The organism is Microbacterium sp. 1.5R (assembly GCF_007667425.1).
In the GTDB taxonomy this organism is placed as follows: Bacteria; Actinomycetota; Actinomycetes; order Actinomycetales; family Microbacteriaceae; genus Microbacterium.
Window position 1 is genome coordinate 2,076,585 of record NZ_VDRC01000001.1, and the last position, 24,419, is coordinate 2,101,003.

A 24,419-nucleotide genomic window follows, 5' to 3' on the forward strand; every position below is an offset into this window, starting at 1 on the left:
GAAGGCGGCTGGGAGACTCGACAAGCCCGAGTCCCAGACCGAAGGATACGAAGATGAATCCCGCCCCGATCGCCATCGCCGTCGAGCGGCGCGCCGCGTGAGCGCGATCGCGCTGGAGACCGTCGAGGTGCACGCCGAGGGCGAACCGGGGCGCATCGTGATGAACGCCGACGCGCTGGTGCGCGGTGACACCATGGCAGCGAAGTTCGCCTACTGCCGCGACAACCTCGATGATGTGCGGCGGATGCTGCTGCGCGAGCCCCGCGGATATCCGGGCCTCTGCGCCGTCTTCGTGCTGGACCCGGTGAACCCCGGCTCCGACTTCGGCATCATCGTGCTCGAACACGGCGGTTTCACACCCATGTCGGGCAGCAACACGATGTGTGCCGTGACGGCGGTGCTCGAGACCGGCCGCATCCCGGTGCAGGAGCCGGTCACCGAGCTCACCATCGACACCGCCGTCGGTGTCATCAGGGCCAAGGCGCATGTCTCGGGCGGCAGGGTCGAGTCGGTGACCGTGATCAACGTGCCGGCGTACGTCGTCGAGCTCGACCGCACCCTCGTCGTACCCGAGATCGGGAACGTGGCAGCCGACATCGTGTTCGGCGGGCAGTTCTTCGCCCAGGTGCGTGCCGCCGACCTCGGCGTCGAGCTGCGACCGGAGAACGGTCGCGAGCTGGCACGTCTGGGAGCGCTAATCAAGCTCGCCGCACAGGATCAGGTCGCTGTCGCCCACCCCCTCAACCCCGAGATCGATCGGGTGTCGCTGGTGATGCTGCACAGCGGCGATCCCGAGCCCGGCCGCGAAAACCGCAACACTGTCATCATGACCAACGGACTGCTTCTCGCCGATCGCCCGGCGACCTGGACCGGTGCCCTCGACCGCTCGCCCTGTGGCACCGGCACCAGTGCCCGGATGGCGGCGCTCCACGCCAGGGGCGTGCTCGGCGTCGGCGAAGACTTCGTGCACCGCAGCATCATCGGCAGCGAGTTCACCGGGCGCCTCACCGGCACGACCGAGATCGCCGGCAGCCCCGCCGTGCTCCCGACCGTCAACGGGCGTGCATGGGTGACCGGTCGTGCGAGCTGGACGGTCGACCGGACCGACCTGTTCCCCGCCGGCTTCACAGTCGGCGACATCTGGTCGCCGGAGCTGGCGTGACCGCATCCGACTCCGAGACGACGGACTGGTCCGACCGCTACGCCGCGGTCCAGCATCTTTTCGACGTCGACGCCCTCGTGCAGAACGCCTCCGTGTACCCGCGGTGGATCGAGGGGGCCTCGGCGTTCTGGTACGAGCGGCAGACCGATGAGGGCGTCGAGTACCGGGTGGTCGATGCGACAACCGGTGACAATCGGCTCGTCGTCACGCACCGCACCCTTATCGATGCGATGGGTGAGCATCTCGGCGAGGCTCTGTCCGCAGCCGATGTGATCCTGCGCGACCTCGAGGTGCGCCTCGATCCTGCCGACACGGTCGAGTTCGCCTGGGCGGGACGTTCTTGGGCCTTCGGCCACGCGAGCGGTCTCACCGCACGCGACGGTCACGTCGCTCGCGGCGACCTGTCGGTGTCGCCCGACGGTCGCCTCGCGATCTCGGTGCGCGACCATGACCTGTGGATGCACGACCTGACCGACGGGTCGGAGCGCCGCGTCACCGCCGACGGCGCGGAGGACAACGCGTACGGCATGGGCGTCGGCTCGATGCGCCAGGTGTACGCGAAGTACGGTCTGCGCACCGCGCCCGACGGCCTCTGGTCGAAGGATTCGCGCCACTTCTTCACGCTGCAGACCGACGAGCGACTTGTCGCGGACCTCCCCGCGATGACATTCGTGCCCGCCGACGGTCAGCGACCCATCGCGCACCGCAACAAGACGAGTGCGCCAGGTGACGAGCACATCGCCCGCTTCCGCATGTTCGTTCTGGATGCCGTGGAGGGCGCCCAACTCGTGCCGGAACGGGCACCGATCGCTGCAACGCGCATGGGTGACACCCCGTTCGCCGCCGAGCTCGCGTGGTGGTCGGCCGACGGGCGCACCGCCTACTTCGTCGATGTCGAGCGCGGTGAATGCGCGGCCGAGGTCGTGGCCTTCGAGATCAGCACGGGGCACACCTCGACGGTGTTCCGCGAGCAGGCCGCGGAGCCGCTCGAGCTGAGCGTCAGCGTGTACGACCCGGCCCTCGTGATTCCCCTTCCCGATACCGATGAGCTGATCTGGTTCTCGGAGCGCACCGGTCGCGGGCATCTCTATCTGTACGACCTCGTCACCGGATGCGAGGTGCGCGCGCTCACCTCAGGCGAGTGGCAGGTGCGAGAACTGCTTCGTGTCGACCCGGTCCGCCGAGAGGTGGCCTTCCTCGCGGGCGGCGTCGACCCCCATGACAATCCGTACCTGCGCAGTGTGGCGGTCTCAGGTCTCGACGACGGCGTCGTGCGCATCGTGTCCGGGGGCGGCGGCGACCACCGCGTGTGGCGCCCGCAGTCCTGGGACATCGCCGTGCTCTCGCGCACCCGCGGAGCCGATATCGGACGCATCAGCGGCTACGCACCGGCCGGCGAGTACTTCGTCGAGACTGTCGGCGCCGTGGATGCGTTGCCGCGCTCCGTGCTCCGCCGGCGCGACGGCAGTGAGGTGTGCGTGGTGGAGCAGGCGCGGGCCATCGGGTTCCCCGACGGCTGGCGCTGGCCGCGATCCGTGCAGGTCACTGCGTCCGACGGCGTCACCGAACTCTGGGGTCTACTTTTCGAGCCCGTCGCCGTGGACGCAGGCGAGCGGCATCCGCTCATCGACCTCGTCTACGGGGCGCCACAGGAATCGCTCGTGCCGACGAGTGCGTTCGTCGATCACCCGACCACGACCACCTACGTCGAGGCAGCCGGGTATGCCGCGTTGGGCGCGTACTGCCTGCTGCTCGACGGGCGGGGAACGGCGAACCGCGAGCGCTCGTTCCGCCTCGCGTCGTATCGGGCGACCGAGACGGCATCCGACCTCGACGACCACGTCGCGGCGATCCGCCAACTCGCCGAGACCCATCCGATCGACCTCGGTCGTCTGGGCATCACCGGCTTCTCGGGCGGAGGCACGCTCGCCGCGCGTGCTGCGCTGCAGCGCAGCGATGTCTTCTCCGTGGCCGTCGCGGCGTCGGGCAACTACGACCTGCGGCTCTTCGGGCACGCGTACGGTGAGCGCTACCAGGGGCTCTTCGACGCGGAGGCGTACGAGCGGCAGGCGGTCAAGACGCACGCGGCGCAGGCGTCTGGAAAGCTGCTGCTGATCCATGGACTGATGGATTTCGGCGTGCATCCGGCCGGGCTGTTCCAGCTCGTGCAGGCACTGATCGACGAGAACAAGGACGTCGATCTCGTCGTGCTGCCGACCACCGGCCATGAAGTCACCGGCTATGGCACCCGCCGCCGCCTCGACTACTTCGTCACGCACCTCTTCGGCGGCACGCCACCGCCGCCCGTGCGTATGCAGGACCTGCGCGGCATCGTCATGCAGCGCGAACAGACCGACGCCGCGATCGTGGCGTACCTCGACCCGGAAGAGTGACAGCATGCACATCGATGACGCCTACTGGACCGGGCCGCTGCCGGAGTCGGTCTTCGACGACTTCGAGGTCGAGAAGGAGATCCACGTGCGCATGCGCGACGGCGTGCACCTCTCCACCGACCTCTACCTGCCGAACGGCGCCGAGGGCCCGCTGCCCACCGTGCTGGTCAAGACGCCCTACGACAAGGACGTCGGCGAAGGGGCGGTGCGTACGAAGTGGGTCGACTACTTCGTGCGGCAGGGGTACGCCGTCGTCGTGCAGAACGAGCGCGGCTTCCTGTTCTCCGAGGGACGCTTCATCGACTACCTCGCCGGAGCGCGTTTCGACGGCTCCGACACGATCGACTGGATCGTCGCGCAGCCCTGGTCGAACGGGCGGGTCGGCACCATCGGATGCTCCAGCTCGGGCGAGCACCAGTGGCCGCTCGCCGCGGGCAACAACCCGGCGCACGCCGCGATGGTGCCCGGCGCCTCGGGAACGGCCGTCGGCAGTGTGCCCGGCAACGACACGCAGGGCGCGTTCTACCGCGGTGGCATCCCGATGCTCGCGAACTGGGCGCACTGGTACGGCCTGCTCGCGCCGACCGACAAGCCCCTCCTGCCCGAGGGGGCGACGCAGGACGAGCGGCAGCGGCTGCGCAACTATGCGACGTTCGCCGCGCGTCGGACGTGGCGCCCGATCACGCCCGAGAACCTGCGGCACCTGCCGAGCGGCGACGTGCTGCGCCACGCCGGCGCACCGGCATCCCCGTTCGACGCCTACATGACCCGCACCCCGGCCGACCCGGCGTGGGCCGAGGTCGAGCTGGTCGGCGCCGAGGACCAGCCGCGGGTGCCCGCGATCCACATCAACAGCTGGCATGACATCGCGATCGGCGAGACCACCCGGCTGTTCTCGCACCTGCAGAGCCTTGCCACCCCCGACCAGCACCTCATCATCGGCGGCGGGCCGCACTGCGCGATCTGGCAGGAGCTGCCCTACGATCTGACGAAGAAGACCGCGAAGGCGATGTTCGCCGGTCTCACGACCACCGAGATCGACGCGATGCCCGCGCCGGACATGCGCGACTTCTCGTTCGGAGACGTGCACCTCGGCGACGTGCGCTACCGCGGCGTCGACCACGGCTTCCCGAAGCTCTATCTGGCCTGGTTCGACCGCTTCGTGCGGGGCGCCGACACCGATGTGACGGACATGCCGCCCGTGCAGCTGTTCGTGATGAACCAGGGGTGGATCGCGGCCGAGTCGTGGCCGCCGCCCGCGGTGGTGCCGACGTCCTACTACCTGACCGGAGACGCCGACGCGTGGCAGCGCAACGAGGCCGGGGGCCTCTCGACCGAGCCGCCCGCAGAGGAGTCGAGCGAGAGCTGGGTGTACGACCCGATGAACCCGACCCCGAGTGTCGGAGGCGATCTCGGCTTCCACGCGGCGCTCGATCAGCGCGCGGTCTCGGCGCGGCGCGATGTGGTCGTCTTCAGCACGCCGCCGCTCGACGAGGCCGTCACGGTGGTCGGGCCGATCGAGGTCGAGCTGCACGTATCGACCTCGGCCGCCGACACCGACTTCATCGTGCGGCTGATCGACGTGCACCCCGACGGCACCGCGATCAACCTCGCCGACGACGGCCTCCGGCTGCGCTACCGCGACGGGTTCGACAGCCCGGCGCTCGCCGTGGCGGGCGAGGTGTACCGCCTCACCCTGCCGAACATGGTGACCGGCAACCGGTTCGGCGCGGGGCACCGCATCCGCATCGAGATCGCGTCGAGCAGCTTCCCCGTGTACGAGCGCAACCTCAATACGGGAGGGGCCAACTTCGACGAGACCGAAGCGGTGATCGCCCGTAACACCGTGCACTGGGGCGGCGCGCGCACGTCGCGCGTGATCCTGCCTCTGCTGCCAGACGACAGCTGATCAACTCGGCTGCTCCGCGGCGCTCTGCCGCGGCGTCCGTACGGGTTCGGTGACCGCACGCATGTGACGCACGATCCGGCGCAGCAGTTCGCGGGTGGCGGGGGAGACCCGCACCCCGCGGCGCGTGATCACGGCGAAGGTGTCGTACATGGGCGGGGCGAACGAGCAGGTCACGAGGTTCTCCGGGAAGCTGCTCGATTGGGTGACGGCGCGCGGCACATAGGTGTCGGCGAGGCCGCTCGCGGCAAGCTGCACGGCCGTGTCGAGGTGCTCGACCTCGAAGTGGTTCTCGAGACGGATGCCGGCGGCCTGCGCGCGTTCGGCGAGCTGCCGGCGCGTGGGGTCGTCGTCGGCGTACTGCGCTTCGTACAACACGAGCGACCCGGAGGCGAAGTCGACGATGGACTTCGGCTGTGCGACGGATTCCGGGCGGGAGGAGACGAAGAGCACCTCGTCGCGGGCGATCGGCTCGACGTCGATGCCCTTGTCGTCGACCGGCAGCACCACGAGCGCTGCTTCGACATCGCCGGCGCGCACGGCATCCGCGATCTCCGAAGAGTTGCGCCCCTTCAATCGCATGCGCACCTCGGGGTGGGCCGCCGCGAAGTCGCGGATCAGCCCGGCGAAGCCGTAGTGCGCGGGGGCGCCGAAGACGCCGAGCGTGACGGTGCCGCCGAGCAGTCCGCGCATCTCGGCGACGCTGTTCGTCGCCTCTTCGGCAGCGGCGACGACGCGGCGGGCGTGCAGGAGGAACTCCTCGCCCGCCGGCGTGAGGCGAAGGCCGCGCCCGAGTCGCACGAACAGGTCGATCTCGAGGAAGCGCTCGAGCTGTCGGATCTGCTCGGCGACCGCCGGCTGGGTGACCTGCATGCGGGCGGCGACAGCCGTGAACGATCCGAGATCGGCCGCGCCGAGGAAGTACAGGAGCTGTCGAAGAGTCAAAAGCCGTCCTTGGGTTTTGATGAGAAGACTAAAGGTAGCATCGAGTTCTGCGGGACATTCGAGCCGCAAGATCGGCTGTTGCGAGGCCAAGGAAAAGGCCGGTACCTCCCCGCGACGAGCCGTGACACTCTCGACGAGGAAGTATCGTCGCGCGAAGGAATGAGAGAACATCGTGGTGGAGTATCAGGGTCTCGAACCGCTCGAGCCGCAGCTGTCGGCACGGGCGCGGCTGAAGTACGAGTTCGTGCAGCGGCAGGAGACCGGATTCGACCCCTCTGCGGTGGAGCAGAGGTTCGCGGCGCTCGGCGAAGACGCACCCGAGACCGAGGTCTACGCTCTCTTCGACGCTCTCGACGACCTGCCGCGCGACGCGTCTTGGTCGTACGACGAGCCGGAGGGTCGCGACGCGATCGAGGCGTCCCTCCCGCCCGCCGACGCGCCCGTGCCGGTGAGCGCGTCCGATGTCGAGGATCGCGTGCACGGCGGGTGGCTCGGGCGCCTGGCCGGCTGCAACCTCGGCAAGCCCGTCGAGGGCGGCAACCACTGGACCAGGGCGCACATCCGCGCCTACCTCGAATCGGTCGATGCCTACCCGCTGCGCGATTATGTGCCGAAGGCCGACGACGACGATCCCGCCTACATGTTCCGCGACAACTGGCCCGAGACGACCCTCGGCCGCATCAGCGGGTCGGCGCGCGACGACGACATCGACTATTCGATCCTCGGCCTGCACGTGCTCGAGACCTACGGACGCGGATACACCGGCGAGGACGTCGCGACGGAGTGGCTGAGCAGGCTGCCTATCCTGCTCACCTTCACGGCCGAGATCATCGCGATCGCCAACCTGGTCGAGGGCGTGCGCCCGCCGGCGACCGGCGGCCACCACAACCCGCACCGGGAGTGGATCGGCGCGCAGATCCGTGCCGACATCCACGGCTGGACCAATCCCGGCGACCCGCGGGCCGCCGCGCTGCAGGTCATCGAGGACGCCACCCTCTCGCACCGCGGCAACGGCGTCTACGGCGAGATGTGGGCCGCGGCGCTCATCGCCGCCGCCTTCACCGCTCCCTCCCCGCGCGACGCTGTCGTCGAGTCGCTGCGGCACGTGCCGCCGGGGTCCCGTCTGGCTGAAGCCGTGCGTTCGGTGCTCGACTCCTACGACGAGGGCCTCGAGTGGGATGCGGCGATGGACCGCGTCGACGAGCGCTACGGGCACTATCACTGGGTGCACGCCGTCAACAACGCCGCCGCCGCGACCGCGGGGGTGCTGTGGTCGGAGGGCGACTTCACGACCGGTATCGGACTCACGGTGCAGGCCGGCATGGACACCGACTCGAACGGCGCCACGGTCGGCTCGGTGCTCGGCGTGATGAGCGGCACCGCCGGCATCCCGTCACACTGGACCGATCCGCTCGACGACCGCATCGACAGCGGGGTGCGCGGTTTCGATGGCTCCCGCATCAGCGACCTCGCCGCCCGCACCGCGCGCATCGCGCTGAGCTGACCGCGATGCGCCGCCCGAACGTCGTGGTGGTCGTGCTCGACGACCTGGGTTTCGCCGAGCTCGGATGCTTCGGCTCCGGCATCGCGACTCCCGTGATCGACGGGCTGGCGCGGCAGGGTCTCCGGTACACGAACTTCCACGCCACCCCGCTGTGCTCGCCGACGCGGGCGAGTCTGCTGACCGGTCGCAACCATCATGCGATCGGGATGGGGATGCTGTCGGACCTGCCGGCGCAGGCGCCGGGGTACACCGGGCGCATCCCCCGTTCAGCCGCGACGTTGTCGCATCACCTGCGCGCCTCGGGGTACGGCACGTTCGCGGTCGGGAAGTGGCACATCGCTCCGCGTGACGATTCAGGCCCCGCGGGTCCGTACGACCGGTGGCCGCTGCAGATGGGTTTCGATCGCTTCTACGGGTTCATGCGCGGACTCACGGACCAGTGGTTCCCGGCGCTCGTGCGCGACAACTCGAGCGTGGACCAGCCGCAGACGCCCGACGAGGGTTACCACCTGACCGAGGACCTCACCACGCAGGCGCTCGAGATGATGCAGACCCATCGAGCGGGCCGCCCCGAGGACCCGTTCTTCCTCTATTACGCGCCCGGTGCGATGCATTCGCCGCACCAGGCGCCCGCTTCGTTCATCGAACGCTATCGGGGCGCATTCGACCACGGGTGGGACGAGGAGCGCGAGCGCCGGTTCCAGCGACAGCTCGCCGAGGGCGTGATCCCGCCCGGGACGGTGAACACCCCGCGTCCGCCGTCTGTGCCGGCGTGGGACGACCTCGACGACGATGCGCACCGGGTCTTCGCGCGGCAGATGGAGGTCTACGCGGGCTTCCTCGAGCACACCGACCAGCAGATCGGACGCCTCGTCGACTACCTCGAACTCAGCGGACAGCTCGACGACACCATCATCTGGGTGACGTCCGACAACGGCGCCGCTCACCATCCGTCGCGGGCGGGGACCTGGGCGAAATTCGCCGCGAACGACGTCCCCACGATGCTCGAGCACCTCGACGAGTTCGGTGGTGTGGGCACGGCGAACCACTATGCGCGCGGCTGGACCTGGGCCGGCACGACGCCCTTCCAGTACTGGAAGGGATACTCGTGGCTCGGCGGCGTGCGGACGCCCCTGATCCTGCACTGGCCGGCGCGCATCGGCGACGGCGCAGCCGCCGTACGCAGCCAGTTCGCGCACGTGATCGACGTGATGCCGACGATCCTCGATGCCGTGGGCGTCGCCGCCGAGCCGGTGGTCGACGGGGTCGAGCAGCAGCCGATCGACGGCGCGAGCATGATGGCGACCGTCGACGACGAGCAGGCTCCGAGCCCTCGTCGCACGCAGTACTTCGAGATGCTCGGGTCGCGATCCGTGTACCACGACGGATGGCGCGCGACCACCGACCACCTGCCCTACCCCGACATGTGGGAACAGCCGATGGAGGGCAGCACCGACTTCGCGGCCGACCACTGGTCGCTGTTCGATCTCGCCGCAGACTTCTCCGAGGCGCGCGACCTCTCGGCACAGGAGCCGGAGCGGCTGCAGAGGATGATCGAACTGTGGGATGCCGAGGCGGCGGCCAACCAGGTTCTTCCCTTCTCGGACTCGCCCGACCGCCCTGATTCGGTCCGGGCGGATGCCGGTGGCCCCGGCCCGTCGCGTCGTATCCTCTTCCCGGCCGAGGTGCCGGTCACGACGACCGACCTGTTCGCGTCGTCGTTCGATCTGACGGTCGAGATCGAGGCGGGTGCGGCGCCGTCGGGGGTGCTGTGGGCGCATCACCCGAGCCCCTACACGTTCTCGACGAGGCCGATCTGGGCGGGGTACGTCGCTGAGGGGCGGCCGACGGTGACGTTCGGATTCGACGCCGATCATGTGCTCACAGGCGGGGCGCTGGCCGGGGGGCGTCACACATTGTCCGTCACCGTCGAGCGTGCGTCCTCCGGCGAGGTCGCACTGAAGTTGCTCGTCGACGGGGAGGAGAGTGACGCCGCGGTTCTGAACGAGCTCGCACTGCCACCCGTGTCGCAGCTGTACATCGGTCGGGGAACGGGTCTGCCACGCGGCGACTATCACCCGGATCGGCGCTTCGACGGTCGGATTCATCGTGTGGTGATCGATCGCCGCTGACGGGCGTGGCGGGCCGCATCGTGCCTAAAGCTATTCTTGGGATTTGCGAAGGAAACTAAACGTACCTCGCTAGCTGAGCGTGTGAAAGACTCGCAGAAATCGTGCAGGGAACGTCCTCCACGGACGTCTCGATGGGGAGTGACATGGCAACGGTTCCGTTGAACGGCGCGGTGATCGCCGGCAGCCACAACGCCGAGATCGGTCTGCCGGACGGGTGGCGAATCCTCGCCCAGGGCGGCTCAGCCGTCGAGGCCGTCGAGGCGGTCACCCGGGTGGTCGAAGACAACGAAGCCGACCATTCCGTGGGCTACACCGGGTTCCCCAACCTCATCGGTGACGTGCAGCTCGATGCCGCGATCATGGACGGCGCCCGTCGGCGCGTCGGCGCGGTCGGCGCGCTCGAGGGGTACCGGCATCCGATCACCGTCGCGCGCGCCGTGATGGAGAAGCTGCCGCACACCTTCCTCGTCGGAGCCGGGGCCGCCCGCTTCGCCGACGAGATCGGCCAGACCGCCGAAGATCTGCTCACAGACGAGACGCGCGAGATCTGGCGCTCGGGCATCGCCGGCCACCTCCCGGGCAAGCTCGAGATGTTCCGCGGTCCACTCGCGCAGCTGACCGCGCTCGCCGCCGACCCCGAGCACGTGCACGGCACGGTCAACGTGGTCGCCCGCGACGCGCAGGGCGATCTCGCCGTGGCTGTGAGCACCAGCGGATGGGCATGGAAGTACCCCGGACGGATCGGTGATTCGCCGGTGATCGGCACCGGCATCTACGCCGACAACCGCTACGGCGCGGCCGGCTGCACCGGCCTCGGCGAGGTATCGATCCGCGGGGGGCTCGTGCGCGACATCATCTCCCGGATCGCCGCGGGTCAGGATGCCGAGGCCGCCGCGCGCGCCGCGATCGAGGATCTGCTGCCGATCGCCCTCGACTTCCCCGACTCGGCGATCATGAACACGATCCTGCTGACCCCCGACGGGCAGGTCCGGTCGTTCACCACCGGCCCCGCCCTGCAGCACGTGTCGATGCGCGCCGGCGACGAGGCGCCCGTACGGTCGGACAGCATCACCGTGGCCTGGCCCGGGGTCGAGCTGCAGCGATGAGCGTCCCTCCGCTCGCGCTGTACATCGGCCGCCGAGTTCTCACGGTTCTCGTGCTGCTGCTCTTCATCTCGTTCGTCGTCTTCTCCCTGCTGTATCTCGCCCCGGGTTCGGCGGTCGACATCCTGCTCGGCAACCAGCCGCGCACCCCCGAGACGGTGGCGGCGCTCGAGGCGAAGTATCACCTCGACCAGCCTTTCTTGACCCAGTACTGGATCTGGCTGGAGGGTGCGCTGCGCTTCGACTTCGGTGAGAGCATCCAATCGACCCTCCCGGTGGCCGATGAGATCATCAGCCGGTTCCCGGTGACGATCTTCCTCGCACTGTTCGCGTTCGTCCTCGAGATGACCTTCGGCATCACGATCGGCGTGATCACCGCGCTTCGTCAGCAGAGTGCCCTCGACCGCGGACTCGTCACGATGACCGTCGTCGGCGTGAGCACCCCCGCCTTCGTGAGCGGCATCTTCGTGCTCTTCATCTTCTCGATCACGCTCGGCTGGTTTCCCGCCTTCGGAGCGGGGGAGCCGGAGTTCTTCGACAGGCTCTGGCACCTGGCCCTCCCCGCTCTATCGCTCGCGATCGTCGGCTCGGCGTTCATCGTCAAGCACACCCGCGCCGCCGTGATCGCCGTCGTCGATCAGGACTTCGTCGCCTTCGCGCGAGCCCGCGGGCTCACGCGCTCCGAGGTGCTGTTCCGCTACATCCTGCGAAACGCGATGATCCCCATCCTCGGCGTCACGGCGATGACGCTCGTCTACCTGCTCATCGGCGCCGTGTTCGTCGAGGTGACCTACTCGGTGTCCGGGCTCGGGCAGCTGATCGTGCAGGCCGCGAACGCCCAGGACATGCCGATGATCCAGGGCACCGCGCTCGTCATCGCGACCATCGTGATGGGCTTCACCCTGCTCGCAGACCTCGCCTACATGGCGGCCGACCCCCGCATCAGGAAGCAGGTGCTGGCATGACCATCGACATCGCCATCACCCCGCGGCTCGACAGGCCGCGCCGACGGCCGAACGGGCTGATCGCGATCTGCGTCGTGCTGCTCGCCGCCGTCGTGTTCCTCGCGTTCTTCGGGCGCCTGGTCAGCCCGTACGACCCTGGGCAGCAGGATCTCGGCCTCGGGCTGTCCGGTCCGTCCGCCGCGCATCTGTTCGGCACCGACGCACTCGGCCGCGACATCCTCTCGAGGCTGCTCGCCGGCACGGCCAGCGCGGTCGCCGGCCCCCTCACGATCGCGGTCGGCTCGCTGTTGATCGGAAGCATCCTGGGCCTCATCGCCGGGTATCGGGGTGGCGTGATCGATGCGATCATCATGCGCACCGCCGACCTCGTGTTCTCGCTGCCCGGCACGCTCGTCATCATCGTCGTGGCCGGAGCGTTCGGCGGTGGATATTGGCTCGCCGTCGCGCTGCTTGTCGTGCTCACCGTGCCCGCCGACATCCGCCTGGTGCGCGGTGCCGTGCTCGAGCAGGTGCCGCGCCCCTATGTCGAGGCGGCGAAGTCGATCGGCGTGAGCGACCTGCGCGTCATGATCTGGCACATCGGCCCCAACGTCGCGCCGGTCGCGATCGCCAACCTGAGCATCCAGTTCGCCGGCGCCCTCGTGGCCCTGGCCGGCCTCTCGTTCCTCGGCTTGGGCGTGCCCCCGGGAACCGCGGACTGGGGTCTGATGGTCGCGGAGGGGCGGAGTCTGCTGTTCGTCAACCCTGTGGCCGTGCTCGCGCCCGCTGTGCTGATCGTCGTGACCGCGACGATCGTGAGCATCCTGGGCGACTGGGGATACGAACGACTGTCGAGCAAGGGAGCGACCCGATGAGCGCTGCACAGGTCGAACAGGGACTCCGCGTCACCGGGCTGGGGGTCACCGGCGGATCCAAGGATCGGATGATCGTCTCGGACGTCGATCTCACTCTCGCCCCCGGGGAGTCGATCGCGATCGTCGGCGAATCGGGCAGTGGTAAGTCGATGACCGCGAAGGCCCTGATCGGTCTGCTCCCTCGCGGTGTGGTCGCAGAGGGATCGGCTGACTTCGAGGGCACCGAGCTGATCGGCCTGCCCGAGAAGGTCTGGCAGTCGGTGCGCGGGCGTCGCATCGGCCTCATCATGCAGAACCCGTTCACGATGCTGAACCCCGTCTACCGTTGCGGTCGCATCATCGAGGAGTCGCTGCGCCGTGAGGAACGGCAGCGGATGAGCCGCGCCGAGCGTCGACAGGAGGTCCTGCGGCGTCTGGCCGAGGTCGGCATCACCGATGAGAGCGTGCTCGACCGCTACCCGTTCCAGTTGTCCGGGGGGATGCGGCAGCGCATCGCCATCGCCGCCGCGCTCGCGCGCGAACCCGACCTGCTGATCGCCGACGAACCGTCGACAGCGCTCGACGTCACGACGCAACGCGAGATCCTGGCCCTGATCAAGCAGCTGCAGGTATCACGCGGGATGAGTCTCATCCTCATCACCCACGATCTGCGCATCGCGTTCTCGATGTGCGACCGCGCCTACGTCATGTACGCCGGCGTCATGGTCGAGACCGCAGCAGCCGAGAAGCTGGAACAGGAGCCGCTGCATCCGTACACTCTGGGCCTGCTGCTGTCGGAATCGCCCGCGGACCGGCGTGTGGCCGAGCTCGTCGCGATCCCTGGCTCCGTACCGGCCGCGGCGGACGTGGCGCATGTGTGCCCGTTTGCGAGCCGCTGCGCCTGGGCCGCGCCGGAGTGCACGACTGAGCGGCCAGCGCTGCGAGAGGCCGAACCGGGACGCGAGACACGGTGCGTGCGCGTCGAGCAGATCCGCGACGAGATGCGCCGTGAGCGCTCGGTCGCGCAATCGTCGGTGCCGGTGCCCCATGTCGTCGAGAATCCGGACTCGCTCGTCATGGTGGCGGACGCCCGCAAGGAGTTCCGTGGCGCGCGCGGCCCGGTCGTAGCCCTCGACTCCGTGTCGATCGCGCTCGATGCCGGTGAGGGTGTCGGACTCGTCGGCGAATCGGGGTCGGGCAAGACCACTCTCGGCCGGGCGATCGCCGGGCTCGAGACCCTCAGCTCCGGCACTCTCGAGATCGCCGGGATCGATGCGTCGAACCGCGCCCGGCTGTCGAAACGCGACCAGCGCACCCTGCGCGGCACGGTGCAGATGATCTTCCAGGACGCGTACTCGTCACTCAACCCATCGCATACGATCGGCGCCGCGCTCTCGGAGGCGATATCGATCAACGATCCCGACGGACGTCGCACTGACCAGCGCGTGATCGAGCTGCTCGCCTCGGTCGGGTTAGAGGCGGAGTTCGCGCAGCGCAAACCGGTCGCCCTCTCGGGTGGCCAGCATCAGCGCGTCGCCATCGCTCGGGCCCTCGCGGCGCGCCCGAAACTGCTGGTCTGTGACGAGCCGGTGGCCGCGCTCGACGTGTCGGTGCAGGCGCAGGTGCTGAATCTGTTCTCACGCATCCGCGATGAGCAGGGCATCGGCTATCTCTTCATCACGCACGACCTCTCGATCGTGAGACAGGTCGTCGAACGTGTCTATGTCATGCACCGCGGCAGGGTGGTGGAGTCGGGCGCGGTCGTCGACGTGCTCGACGACCCGCAGCACGACTACACGAAGAAGCTCATGGCCTCGGTGCCGCAGGCGTCGGGAGCATGGCTCGACGGCGGCGCCGTGCCCGTAGCCCGCGGCTGATCGTGATGGACTTCTCCTAGCCCAAAGATCGCCCTTCGGCTGCACAAACAAGGATCGACTACCTCGCGGTGCGAGGCCCGTGACAGCGTGTGGTCAACGTCCCGCACCCGAGAGAAAAGGTGGACAGCAACGATGCGCACACGATTCATGAGACGAGCACGATGGGCAGCCGTCGGGGCCGTCTCGACGGCTCTGGTGCTGGCCGGCTGCGCCGGCGGCAAGGGCGGCGGTCAGGGCGGCGGAGGCGATGAGCTGCGTGTCGGCATCGTCGGTCTCGACTTCTCCAACATCGACCCTGGGCAGGGCTTCGCCCGGCAGGTCGATGCGTTCATGCTCGAATACCTGATGAAGCTCAGTGCCACCGGTGAGGTCGAGCCCAATCTCGCCGAATCGGTCGAGCAGCGCGACGACGTGACCTACGTCTACACGCTCCGGGACGATGTCTCTTTCTCGAACGGCGAGAAGCTCACCGCCGACGACGTCGCAGGCTCGATCAACTACGCCCGAAACCCGGAGTTCTCGGAATCGTTCCGCTACGGCGACATCGCCGACGTCGTCGCCGAAGACGACAAGACCGTTGTCGTCACCCTGAACGCGCCGACCGCGAGCTTCCAGTACGTGCTCGCCATGAACGGCTACATCTTCGACGTCTCGGAGCAGGAGAGCGCCGGCGACGACTTCGGCAAGGCCGGAGCGGGGCTCGTCGGCACGGGTCCCTATGTGCTCGACGACCTGAACACCTCGAACGGCAAGGCGACGTACTCGGCCAACGAGGACTACTGGGGTGGCGACACCGAGTTCGACTCGGTCACCCTCACGGGCTTCGCCGATGAGAACAGCGAGGCGCTGGCCTTCCGCACCGGTGCGCTCGACGTGGCGTTCCCCGCCGACCCGCGGGCCTTCGCGTCGGCAGCGGACGTCGAGGTGACGACGGTTCCGGGCACGCGTCAGGGGCTCTTCGTCATGAACACGCAGGTCGCGCCGTGGAACGACGTGCACGTGCGTCGCGCCGTCGCCTACGCGATCAACAAAGACGACATCGTCAACGTGATCGGTGGCAACGCCGAACCCGACTCGACGATCATCCCGCCGTCGCAGCTGCTCTCCATCGCCACGCAGGACGAGGTGGACTCTCTGCTCGGGTCCATCGAGACGTACGACTTCGACCTCGAGGCCGCGAAGGCTGAGATGGCGCAGTCGACAGTGCCCGACGGCTTCGAGGCCGAGCTGCAGACGCCGTCCTACGGCGGTTATGTCGAGGCGTCGCAGGCCATCGCCGGGCAGCTCAGCGAGCTCGGCATCACGCTGACCGTCCGGGTCCTGTCTGAGGCGGAGTACACGAACACGTTCTCGCAGCCGCACACCGAGGTGCCCGTGCAGTACTCGTTCTTCAACAACCGCACGCCCGACCCCGGTGGCATGCCGAAGAACGCGCTGTCGAGCTCGGCGACAGAGATCGGCCAGAACAACTTCGCCGATTACGTCAACCCTCAGGTGGACGAGCTCATCGCGAAGGGCGACGCCACGACCGATCCGGCCGAGCGATTCGCCGCGTACTCCGAGCTGCTCGCAATCGTCGCCGACGACGTGCCCTACGTGCCGCTCTACGCGGGCAACATCAACGTCGCGCTGGGGGATGCGGTGGAATGGCCGACGTTCAACGCGTTCTCGACGGATGTCGCGCCGTACGTGCTGGAGATCAAGAAGAAGTAGCGGGCGACGCCCGCGTCAGCGAGGGCACCGGTCGGATCGTCGGCCGGTGCCCTCTCCGTGGGGCGATGGCGGTCGCCGGCGTCGAACACTCGCACTCGAACAAGGAGAGACATGCGTCTTCTGCTCATCGGCGGTACAGGCACGATCGGTGCCGCGGTCGCCGACGCCTTCACGGAGCTCGGCGACGAGGTCGTCTCGGCCAGCCGCTCCGGCGACCACTCCGTCGACATCGTCGACCGCGAGTCGATCGATCGACTCTTCGGCGCCGTCGGCGAGATCGACGCCGTCGTGGTGGCAGCCGGCAAAGTGCCGTCCGTGGCGCTGGCCGACGCTACCGGCGAGGACTTCGATGCGGGATTCGCGAGCAAGCTCGGGGGACAGATCTCGGTGGTGCTGGCCGCGCTGCCGCGTCTTGCCGACGGCGGCTCCATTACGCTGACCTCCGGCATCCTGGCGCAGCATGCCGTGCCGGGCAGCGTCGTCACAGCCGCGGTGAACGGTGCCCTCGAAGGGTTCGTCGCGCGAGCCGCCCTGGACCTGCCGCGCGGACTGCGGATCAACGCGGTCAGCCCCACGATCGTCCTCGAACCAGGCGAGACGAGCGAGGCGTTCCGGGGCTTCCGCTCGGTCACGGCGCCCGAGGTGGCGCAGGCGTATGTGCGGTCCGCCTACGGGATCGAGACGGGGCAGGTCTTCCGCGTCTGGTGAGTGCGTCGCACATCCCGACCCCGAAACGAACGCCCCGCACCCCCGCATCCGCCCCGACCGGCCGTACACTCACGAAGTGAGCGCGACGCGACGCCGGCTGGGGCCGGGCACCATCATCGTCCTGGTGCTCGTCGCGGTCGCCCTGATCTGCCTCGTCACCGATCTCTTGCCCGCACCGGATGCCGGAGCCCTCGGCGCCCGCATCACCCCCGTCCTCGGGTTCGTCGTCGCGATCACGATCGTCGCCGAGCTGGCGCGCGACGCGGCGGTGTTCGACGTCGTCGCGCAGCGTCTCGCCCGCTGGGGCAGGAGCCGCGTGATCTCGCTGTGGGCCTCGGTCGTGCTGCTCGCGGTCGTGAGCACGGTGTTCCTGTCGCTCGACACGACCGCGGTCATCGTCACCCCGGTCGTGGTGGTGCTGGCGCAGAGCATCGGCGTCTCGCCGCTCCCGTTCGCGCTCGCGACCGTGTGGCTCGCGAACACGGCATCCCTCGCGCTGCCCGTCTCGAACCTCACGAACCTGCTCGCGGCGCCGGCCATCGGCGAGTCTCCGGCATCCTTCCTCGCCCTGAGCTGGGCGCCCACCCTCGTCGGCGTCGTCGTGCCGGTCGCGCTGCTCACGATCGTGCACCGCCGCACGCTCTTCGGCGGATATCGGATGCCGTCGGCCGGAGCCCCGTCAGACCGGGTGCTGTTCTGGGGAGCCGCCGGCATCCTCATCCTCCTCATGCCGCTGCTCGCGCTCACCCATGACGTGTGGATCCCGGCGACCGTCGCTGCCGTGCTGCTCGTGGTCCTGTTCGCCGTGCGGCGGCGTCACGTGCTGCGGTTGTCGCTCGTGCCGTGGCAGGCGATCGGTCTCGCCACATCGCTGTTCGTCCTCGTCGAGACGGCGCACGCGAACGGCATCCTCGATTTCCTCTCCGCCCTCGCGACCGACGGGCACGGGGTCGCGCAACTGCTCGGGCTCGCCTCTGCCGGGGCACTCGCCGCGAACGGCGTCAACAACCTGCCCGCGTATCTGATCCTCGAGCCAGCGGCATCCGATCCCGTCACCCTGATGGCGCTGCTGATCGGCGTGAACCTCGGGCCGCTCATCACGCCGTGGGCGTCGCTCGCGACGCTCCTCTGGCACCACCGGGTCGTGTCGCTGGGCGTCGAGATCCGCTGGCGCACCCTCATGCTGTGGGGCGCGGCGGTCGCGGTGCCGACCGTGGTGATCGCGACTCTCGCGCTCGCTCTCGTCGCCGGCTGACGGTGGCCCGGGCGCGCAGCGCCGCATCCGGGCATGGAGAAGGGCAGCGGCCCAGGTCAAAGGGAACTGGGGAGGTCCTCGGCACGGTGGGGGAGGTGTGCCGGAAATGTGAGCCGCTGCCCTACGTCTTCGACGGTACCCACGAGACCGGGGCGGGAGTGAAACTTCAGTCTCCGATATGCGGTGCCCCGATATGACGGCGACTTAGAGTGTGCCCGTGGACGAGAACAGCGGGCATCCTCCGATCCGGCCGCGACAGCTCATCCGTGACCAGGTCTTCGCCACGATTGCGGAAGAGATCGTGTCGGGCCGCATGCGCGCGTACGAGGAGATCAGGGATCAGGATCTGCAGGCCGAGTACGGCGTCTCCCGCACCCCGATCCGCGAGGCCCTCAACCGCCTCGCCGACCTGGGACTCGTCGAGGTGCGCACCAACCGCTTCACCCGCGTCGCGCCCGTCGACCTGAACTCCCAGGCTGACCGGGCCGAAGCCGCGGCAGCGATGATCGGCTATTGCGCGATGGCTTCCGTATCGGAGTACTCCGATGCGCAGATCGCGTCGCTGCAACGCCGGATCGATGCCATGCTCGAAACCGACCTGGCGTGGGCGGCGACGCGGGAGGGTCTGCAGCACTGGTACGCCCTCTGGGCCGAGATCGTGATGAACGCCGGCAACCGCACGATGATCGACATCCTCGACGGCCAGCTCGCCCCGCACCTCACCCGCACCGTCCCCGGTGAGCGCGTGCCGGAGGCGTTCGCCGTGCACATGCGCACGGCCCTCGAGCAGTTGCGCGAAGCGGTCGCCCGTCGCGACGGTCGCGGGATGCGCGACGTCATCGAGCCGCTCTTCGCCCACGTCACGATCGCGCCGCTGCGCGAGGCCGCGGCTGCTGCCGCCGCGTCGGGCGGGCAGGCGTGACGTGAGCCCCGATGCGCCGGACGACGGCCTCTCGTACACCCGGTTGATCGGAGGAGCCGAGCCGTCGGTGCCGCTCGTCTCCTCCCGAGCGGATGCCGTGGTCGACAGTCTCGGGCGATCCATCCTCTCGGGGGAGATCGGGCAGGGCGAGCCCCTGTCGGTCTCCGCGCTCGCCCAGCGTCTCTCGGTCTCGGCGGCCACGGTGCGCGCCGCGCTCGCCGCACTCGAGTCGATGCACCTGGTCGAGCCGCGCTTCAACCGCGCCTCCGTCGTCACGACCCCTACCCCGGCGTGGTTCGTCGCCGTCGCGGCCGAGTGCGTCGGACTGTCCGCCACCGCGGTCGACCTGGGTCTCGCACACGCGACGGATGCCGAGATGAACGCCTTCGTCGAGCGGGCGTCCGAGGTCGCCGCGCTCTGGACGGATGCTGATCAGGACCAGAACGTCGGAGCCGAAGGCCTCTGGGACCTCCTCGACCTGCTCGCCGCCTTCTCACGCAACGACTATCTGCGGGCGCTGCACACGGCGAAGCGCCGGGCGCTGCTGTTCGGCATCCGCTCGTTGAGTCGTCCGCGCAATCCCGCGATGCTGCAGTCGGTGGTCGAGGCGCTTGTCGCGGCCGCCCGCGAGCGCGATCGAGTGGAAGCGGCCGATATCGTGCGCGACCTCTACACCTTCGTCGTCGACGGCGTCACCGAGCCCTGAGGGCCGCCCATTCCTCGGCGAGGATGCCGTAGTTCAGCCCGTCGAGCCACTCGCCCGAGCGGTGGAGGGCGGTCTTGCGACTGAACTCCTCGCGCCGCATGCCGAGGCGTTCCATGAGGCGCCACGACGGCTCGTTGTCGGCGAAGCATCCGGCGTGCACGCGGCGCAGTCCGAGGGGTCCGAGGCACGTGTCGATGACCGCGCGGATCGCCTCGGTCGCATAGCCCCGCCCGGTGTATTCGGGGTCGAGCACCCACCCGAGCTCCGCCTCGACGCCTTTCGCCTGGTCCGCGACCTCGAGCTGCGCCCATCCGTCGCCGACCCTGATCATCACGTCGCCGATCGGCCGGGGAGCGTCGCCGCCGTCTTCGGGGAGCAGGTCGACGAGGTACATCGCGCGCAACCGGTCGGGGTCGAGGTAGCGCTCGCGGAAGGCTTCGATCGTGTCGGGCGCGAGCCCCAGCCAGCGGTTCACCTGGGGCAGGCGTCGCCACTCCCACATCACGTCGACGTCGTCCGCCGTCATCGGTCGCACCTGCAGCCGGTCGGTGCGGACAGGCCAGACGTCGTGCGAGCTCATCACCCCAGCCTAGAGACGAGGCTGCGTCTTCTTCCCGCCCAGTTCTGCGCCGAGACCCATCATCCGCGTCCAGACCCACCACGAACGACGTCGCGGATGGTGGGTCTCGGCGCGGATGGTGGGTCTCGGCGCGGGGTGCTCCCGTTCCCGGCCCGCTCCCGGCCCCGGCCTACGCCTCGGGCGGGCCTTCCGGCCGATGCGCGCGGCGTCCGTTCACCACGACGGGGCCGACAACCGGGCGGCCGGCGCGTTCCTGACCGGGCAACGGACGCGACCTCCGCCCGTAGATCAGCTCCGACGAGTCGAGCAGCCACGGCACGAGCGTGATCGTCACGCCGTGCACGAGCATCAGCTGGTTGGCCATGCGGCGGGCGCGACGGTTGTGCAGGAACGTCTCCCACCAGTGCCCGACGATGTACTGCGGCAGGTAGACGGTCACGACCGAGGCGCCGTGCTTCGCCCGGTATTGCTTGATGAACTGCGCCACGGGCTGCGCGAACGCGCGATACGGCGACTCGGCGATCACGAGCGGAATGGGCACCTGATGCTCTCGCCAGTCGCGCTGCAGCTCGGCCACGTCGTCGGATGCCACGGCGACGTGCAGTCCGATCGTCTTATCGTGCTTCGCGGCCACGGCATAGTCGATCGCCTTCGCGACCGGCTTCTGCAGTCGGTTGACGAGCACGATCGCCAGATCGCCCGTCGCACCGAACTTCGTCGTGTCGTCGATCGCGATCTCGTGCTCGACGTCGCGGTAGTACCGTTTCACGCCCATCATGAGAAACGCGAGGATCGGGATCGCGAAGAACACCAGGTACGCGCCGTGCGTGAACTTGGTGATCGTCACGATCACCAGCACGAGCACCGTCAGGATGGCGCCGGCGGTGTTGATGACCAGTCCGATCTTGGCCGAGCGCCGGTCGGATGCCGAGGCGCCGTCGATCCCGGCATCCGACGTCTTCTCCGCCGGCCCCCGCAGCACACGCCGCCAATGCCGCACCATGCCGATCTGTCCGAGCGAGAACGACACGAACACGCCGATGATGTAGAGCTGGATGAGGGTCGTCAGCCGCGCCTGGAATACGACGAGAACCGCGATCGCGGCGATCCCGAGCACGATCATGCCGTTCGAGAACACGAGCCGGTCGCCGCGGGTGTTCAGCGACTTCGGGGCGTAGCCGTCGCGGGCGAGCACCGAGCCGAGCAGCGGGAACCCGTTGAACGCCGTGTTAGCGGCGAGCAGCAGCACGCACGCGGTCGCCGCCTGGATGACGAAGAAGAGGATGCTGCCGCCGCCGAACGTCGCCGAGGCGATCTGCGCCATCAGGCTCGGCTGCGGGTTCGAGCAGTCGAAGCCGACGAGGTCGCAGGGGTTCTCGGCGTAGTGCACACCGGCGATCAGCGCGAGCGCGGTGAGGCCGGCGAACAGGCACGCCGCGATCGACCCCATGAGCACGAGCGTGGTCTGGGCGTTGCGGATCTTCGGGGTGCGGAACGCGGGCACGCCGTTCGACACGGCCTCGACGCCGGTGAGGGCGGAGCATCCGCTCGAGAACGCCCGGAGGATCAGCAGGATCACAGCTGCCTGACCGAGGTCCTCGGAGTGCACGGCGAACTCGGCGCTCGACGCCACGGGCGCGTCGCCGAGGAACGTGCGGATGAGACCCGTCACGATCATGAACCCGACCGAGCCGATGAACACGTAGGTCGGGATCGCGAACACGAGCGACGCCTCGCGCACCCCGCGGAGGTTCACGATGATGATCAGGATCACGAAGCCGACGGCGAGCTCGACGCGGAACGGGTCGAGGCCCGGCACCGCGGAGATGATGTTGTCGACGCCCGAGGCGACCGACACCGCGACGGTAAGGATGTAGTCGACCAGCAGCGCCGCCGCCACGATCACGCCCGGGATCTCGCCGAGATTCCTCGACGCGACCTCGTAGTCGCCACCGCCCGACGGGTAGGCCTTGATGAGCTGGCGGTAGCTCAGCACCACGACGATGAGCAGCACGACGACGGCCGTGGCGACGAGCGGCGTGAAGGAGAGGAACGTCAGGCCGCCGATGAGCAGGATCATCACGAGCTCCTGCGGCGCATAGGCCACGGAGCTCAGCGCATCCGATGCGAAGATCGGCAGCGCCATCTTCTTGGGCAACAGCTGATCGTCGACCTGCTGACTCGTCAGCGGTTCGCCGATGAGGATGCGCTTGGCGAGCGGAGGAGCATCCGTGGTCTCGCGTGATTCTTCTGACACGTCCGGCGACTTTACGCTCGCTGACGCTTCCCTCACGTCATCCTCACGGAATCCCTACGGCGCGTCGTGCCTCCCTAACGGAATCCTCACGGGCGAACGGCCCGCCGCGAGGGGCGACGCGCCCCGTTCAGTCCTCGTGGGGACGCGGCATGTACCACTCGGTGAACTCGGTCGCCCTGCCCTCGGCATCCAGTCGCACGATCCAGAGGTTCAGGTAGTCGCGCTCCGCGGGGTATTCGGTGCGGCCCTCGACGGCGACGAATCCGGCATCCTCCCGCACGATCCACCACCTGAACGACCACGAGCCCGGCTCGTCGAGATCGTCGAGCCACCCGGCGACGATCGCGTCGCGCCCGAGCCGCGGCTCGGCATCGGGGCGGGTCAGGTATCGCGCGTCATCGGCGAACAGCGCGCCGATCTGCTCCGGATCGTTCGATCGCCACGCCTCGACGTACGCCTCAGTCCACTTCTCTCCCGCAGTCGTCATGTGCTCCGTTCTAGACCGACCTCCGCGACCGGGTCAAGGGAGGGCGACACGCGTCATCGCGGATCCACAGCCCATTCCGATCACGAACGCGTAACGTCGGGAGCATGACGTCTCTTCAGGTCACCGACGACGCGATACAGCAGACTCGGGAGCTCCGCGACGAGTTCCAGCGGTTCCTGCGGGAGTACGAATTCGGGATGCGCGAGGTCGAGACGAAGATCGGCATCCTCCGCGACGAGTTCACCCATCACCACTCGTACAACCCGATCGAGCACGTCAAGAGTCGTCTGAAGACGCCGGACAGCATCGTCGAGAAGATCGCCCGCAAGGGCATCGAGGAACCCGACTTCGAGCGCATCAGGTCGGAGATCACCGACATCGCCGGCGTGCGCGTCACCTGCAGCTTCGTCGCCGACGTCTACCGTCTGTTCGATCTGCTCACCGCGCAGGACGACGTCACGGTCCGCACGGTCAAGGACTACATCGCCCAGCCGAAGGACAACGGCTACAAGAGCCTGCACGCGATCATCGAGGTTCCGGTCTTCCTCTCGACCGGGGCCCTGTCGGTGCCCGTCGAGGTGCAGTTCCGGACAATCGCCATGGACTTCTGGGCCAGCCTCGAGCACAAGATCTACTACAAGTTCTCGAACCAGGTGCCCTCGCACCTCGTCGAGAGTCTGACGGATGCCGCGCAGGCCGCCGCCGAACTCGACAGCCGCATGGAGCGTCTGCACCGCGAGGCGCACGGCGTTCCCCAGCGGGAGCTGCCGCCGCCGCCGCCCCCGCACGTCGTCCAGGTCTGACGTCGCGCGCCCGGCGGCGCCTCGCGCCTCGCGTGCCTCGCCCCGCGCCTCGCCCGGCATCTCCCCTTGAGTTGGCACCTGCTGCGGGAATTTCCTGGGAATTGCGACAAGACGTGCCAAATGAGGATGGCGCGTCGATCTTCGCCAGCTCGCCCGCGACGCGCTCCG

Annotated in this window: 19 protein-coding genes; 15 read left to right on the top strand and 4 right to left on the bottom strand. The window is 68.7% G+C overall.

The genetic code is table 11. The features are described 5' to 3' along the window. The first annotated feature begins 97 nt into the window (after positions 1 to 97). From FSY98_RS09940 to FSY98_RS09950, 3 genes are read left to right on the top strand one after another with little or no spacing between them, the layout of a single operon-like run. Positions 98 to 1,162, top strand: a complete 1,065-nt coding sequence (locus FSY98_RS09940; protein WP_222119144.1) for a proline racemase family protein — start codon at positions 98 to 100, stop codon at positions 1,160 to 1,162. After that, positions 1,159 to 3,555: a prolyl oligopeptidase family serine peptidase gene (locus FSY98_RS09945; protein ID WP_186307609.1), complete on the top strand. Its 2,397-nt coding sequence runs from the start codon at positions 1,159 to 1,161 to the stop codon at positions 3,553 to 3,555. Before FSY98_RS09940 ends, FSY98_RS09945 begins: the two co-directional genes overlap by 4 nt. A 4-nt stretch (positions 3,556 to 3,559) precedes the next feature. Further along, positions 3,560 to 5,464 carry a CocE/NonD family hydrolase gene (locus tag FSY98_RS09950; RefSeq protein ID WP_186307610.1) on the top strand — a complete coding sequence of 635 codons (1,905 nt, stop codon included), beginning with the start codon at positions 3,560 to 3,562 and terminating at the stop codon, positions 5,462 to 5,464. On the opposite strand, the gene FSY98_RS09955 is transcribed toward FSY98_RS09950, so the two are convergent. Further along, positions 5,465 to 6,406 carry a LysR family transcriptional regulator gene (locus FSY98_RS09955; protein ID WP_222119145.1) on the bottom strand — a complete coding sequence of 314 codons (942 nt, stop codon included), beginning with the start codon at positions 6,404 to 6,406 and terminating at the stop codon, positions 5,465 to 5,467. Positions 6,407 to 6,578: 172 nt separating this feature from the next. Here FSY98_RS09955 and FSY98_RS09960 point away from each other — a divergent pair, with 172 nt between their 5' ends. The 11 genes from FSY98_RS09960 to FSY98_RS10010 all read left to right on the top strand — a co-directional run bounded on the left by FSY98_RS09960 (position 6,579) and on the right by FSY98_RS10010 (position 20,124). After that, positions 6,579 to 7,910, top strand: a complete 1,332-nt coding sequence (locus FSY98_RS09960; protein WP_222119146.1) for an ADP-ribosylglycohydrolase family protein — start codon at positions 6,579 to 6,581, stop codon at positions 7,908 to 7,910. Positions 7,911 to 7,915: 5 nt separating this feature from the next. Beyond that, on the top strand, positions 7,916 to 10,042 hold the full coding sequence (locus FSY98_RS09965; RefSeq protein WP_144876206.1) for an arylsulfatase: 2,127 nt from the start codon (positions 7,916 to 7,918) through the stop codon (positions 10,040 to 10,042). A gap of 143 nt (positions 10,043 to 10,185) precedes the next feature. After that, positions 10,186 to 11,148, top strand: a complete 963-nt coding sequence (locus FSY98_RS09970; RefSeq protein WP_144876208.1) for an isoaspartyl peptidase/L-asparaginase — start codon at positions 10,186 to 10,188, stop codon at positions 11,146 to 11,148. Next, the gene (locus FSY98_RS09975) at positions 11,145 to 12,110 is read left to right on the top strand and encodes an ABC transporter permease (protein WP_144876210.1); all 966 of its coding nucleotides are present in this window, start codon (positions 11,145 to 11,147) and stop codon (positions 12,108 to 12,110) included. The genes FSY98_RS09970 and FSY98_RS09975 overlap by 4 nt, the downstream gene beginning before the upstream one ends. Then, positions 12,107 to 12,964 carry an ABC transporter permease gene (locus FSY98_RS09980; protein WP_144876212.1) on the top strand — a complete coding sequence of 286 codons (858 nt, stop codon included), beginning with the start codon at positions 12,107 to 12,109 and terminating at the stop codon, positions 12,962 to 12,964. The genes FSY98_RS09975 and FSY98_RS09980 overlap by 4 nt, the downstream gene beginning before the upstream one ends. After that, complete coding sequence (locus tag FSY98_RS09985; protein ID WP_144876214.1) at positions 12,961 to 14,820, top strand: ABC transporter ATP-binding protein; 1,860 nt, start codon at positions 12,961 to 12,963, stop codon at positions 14,818 to 14,820. The genes FSY98_RS09980 and FSY98_RS09985 overlap by 4 nt, the downstream gene beginning before the upstream one ends. A gap of 147 nt (positions 14,821 to 14,967) precedes the next feature. After that, positions 14,968 to 16,533 carry an ABC transporter substrate-binding protein gene (locus FSY98_RS09990; RefSeq protein WP_186307611.1) on the top strand — a complete coding sequence of 522 codons (1,566 nt, stop codon included), beginning with the start codon at positions 14,968 to 14,970 and terminating at the stop codon, positions 16,531 to 16,533. A gap of 111 nt (positions 16,534 to 16,644) precedes the next feature. Beyond that, on the top strand, positions 16,645 to 17,241 hold the full coding sequence (locus FSY98_RS09995) for a short chain dehydrogenase (protein WP_144876218.1): 597 nt from the start codon (positions 16,645 to 16,647) through the stop codon (positions 17,239 to 17,241). 76 nt (positions 17,242 to 17,317) lie between these two features. Continuing rightward, entirely contained in the window at positions 17,318 to 18,496 is a 1,179-nt protein-coding gene (locus tag FSY98_RS10000) for an SLC13 family permease (protein WP_260857348.1), read from the top strand. A 217-nt stretch (positions 18,497 to 18,713) separates the two neighbouring features. Beyond that, the gene (locus tag FSY98_RS10005; RefSeq protein ID WP_144876222.1) at positions 18,714 to 19,418 is read left to right on the top strand and encodes a GntR family transcriptional regulator; all 705 of its coding nucleotides are present in this window, start codon (positions 18,714 to 18,716) and stop codon (positions 19,416 to 19,418) included. A gap of 1 nt (position 19,419) precedes the next feature. Further along, complete coding sequence (locus tag FSY98_RS10010; RefSeq protein WP_186307612.1) at positions 19,420 to 20,124, top strand: GntR family transcriptional regulator; 705 nt, start codon at positions 19,420 to 19,422, stop codon at positions 20,122 to 20,124. On the opposite strand, the gene FSY98_RS10015 is transcribed toward FSY98_RS10010, so the two are convergent. From FSY98_RS10015 to FSY98_RS10025, 3 genes are all read right to left on the bottom strand, one after another. Beyond that, positions 20,111 to 20,704, bottom strand: coding sequence for a GNAT family N-acetyltransferase (locus tag FSY98_RS10015; RefSeq protein ID WP_144876226.1), 594 nt, complete (start codon positions 20,702 to 20,704; stop codon positions 20,111 to 20,113). The genes FSY98_RS10010 and FSY98_RS10015 overlap by 14 nt on opposite strands. 169 nt (positions 20,705 to 20,873) lie before the next feature. Further along, complete coding sequence (locus FSY98_RS10020) at positions 20,874 to 22,850, bottom strand: APC family permease (RefSeq protein WP_260857373.1); 1,977 nt, start codon at positions 22,848 to 22,850, stop codon at positions 20,874 to 20,876. A 238-nt stretch (positions 22,851 to 23,088) separates the two neighbouring features. Beyond that, a complete protein-coding gene (locus FSY98_RS10025; protein ID WP_144876230.1) occupies positions 23,089 to 23,448 on the bottom strand; it encodes a nuclear transport factor 2 family protein in 360 nt (119 codons plus the stop codon). A 104-nt stretch (positions 23,449 to 23,552) separates the two neighbouring features. Between FSY98_RS10025 and FSY98_RS10030 the strand changes: the two genes are divergently transcribed. Next, positions 23,553 to 24,251, top strand: a complete 699-nt coding sequence (locus tag FSY98_RS10030) for a GTP pyrophosphokinase family protein (RefSeq protein WP_144876232.1) — start codon at positions 23,553 to 23,555, stop codon at positions 24,249 to 24,251. Positions 24,252 to 24,419 lie beyond the last annotated feature (168 nt).

Excerpts from the sequence above, each read along its gene's own strand:
- FSY98_RS09950 (WP_186307610.1), top strand. The coding sequence starts at position 3,560 with ATGCACATCGATGACGCCTACTGGACCGGGCCGCTGCCGGAGTCGGTC.
- FSY98_RS09965 (WP_144876206.1), top strand. The coding sequence starts at position 7,916 with ATGCGCCGCCCGAACGTCGTGGTGGTCGTGCTCGACGACCTGGGTTTC.
- FSY98_RS09970 (WP_144876208.1), top strand. The coding sequence starts at position 10,186 with ATGGCAACGGTTCCGTTGAACGGCGCGGTGATCGCCGGCAGCCACAAC.
- FSY98_RS09975 (WP_144876210.1), top strand. The coding sequence starts at position 11,145 with ATGAGCGTCCCTCCGCTCGCGCTGTACATCGGCCGCCGAGTTCTCACG.
- FSY98_RS09980 (WP_144876212.1), top strand. The coding sequence starts at position 12,107 with ATGACCATCGACATCGCCATCACCCCGCGGCTCGACAGGCCGCGCCGA.
- FSY98_RS09985 (WP_144876214.1), top strand. The coding sequence starts at position 12,961 with ATGAGCGCTGCACAGGTCGAACAGGGACTCCGCGTCACCGGGCTGGGG.
- FSY98_RS09990 (WP_186307611.1), top strand. The coding sequence starts at position 14,968 with ATGAGACGAGCACGATGGGCAGCCGTCGGGGCCGTCTCGACGGCTCTG.
- FSY98_RS09995 (WP_144876218.1), top strand. The coding sequence starts at position 16,645 with ATGCGTCTTCTGCTCATCGGCGGTACAGGCACGATCGGTGCCGCGGTC.
- FSY98_RS10015 (WP_144876226.1), bottom strand. The coding sequence starts at position 20,704 with ATGAGCTCGCACGACGTCTGGCCTGTCCGCACCGACCGGCTGCAGGTG.
- FSY98_RS10020 (WP_260857373.1), bottom strand. The coding sequence starts at position 22,850 with ATGGCGCTGCCGATCTTCGCATCGGATGCGCTGAGCTCCGTGGCCTAT.
- FSY98_RS10025 (WP_144876230.1), bottom strand. The coding sequence starts at position 23,448 with ATGACGACTGCGGGAGAGAAGTGGACTGAGGCGTACGTCGAGGCGTGG.
- FSY98_RS10030 (WP_144876232.1), top strand. The coding sequence starts at position 23,553 with ATGACGTCTCTTCAGGTCACCGACGACGCGATACAGCAGACTCGGGAG.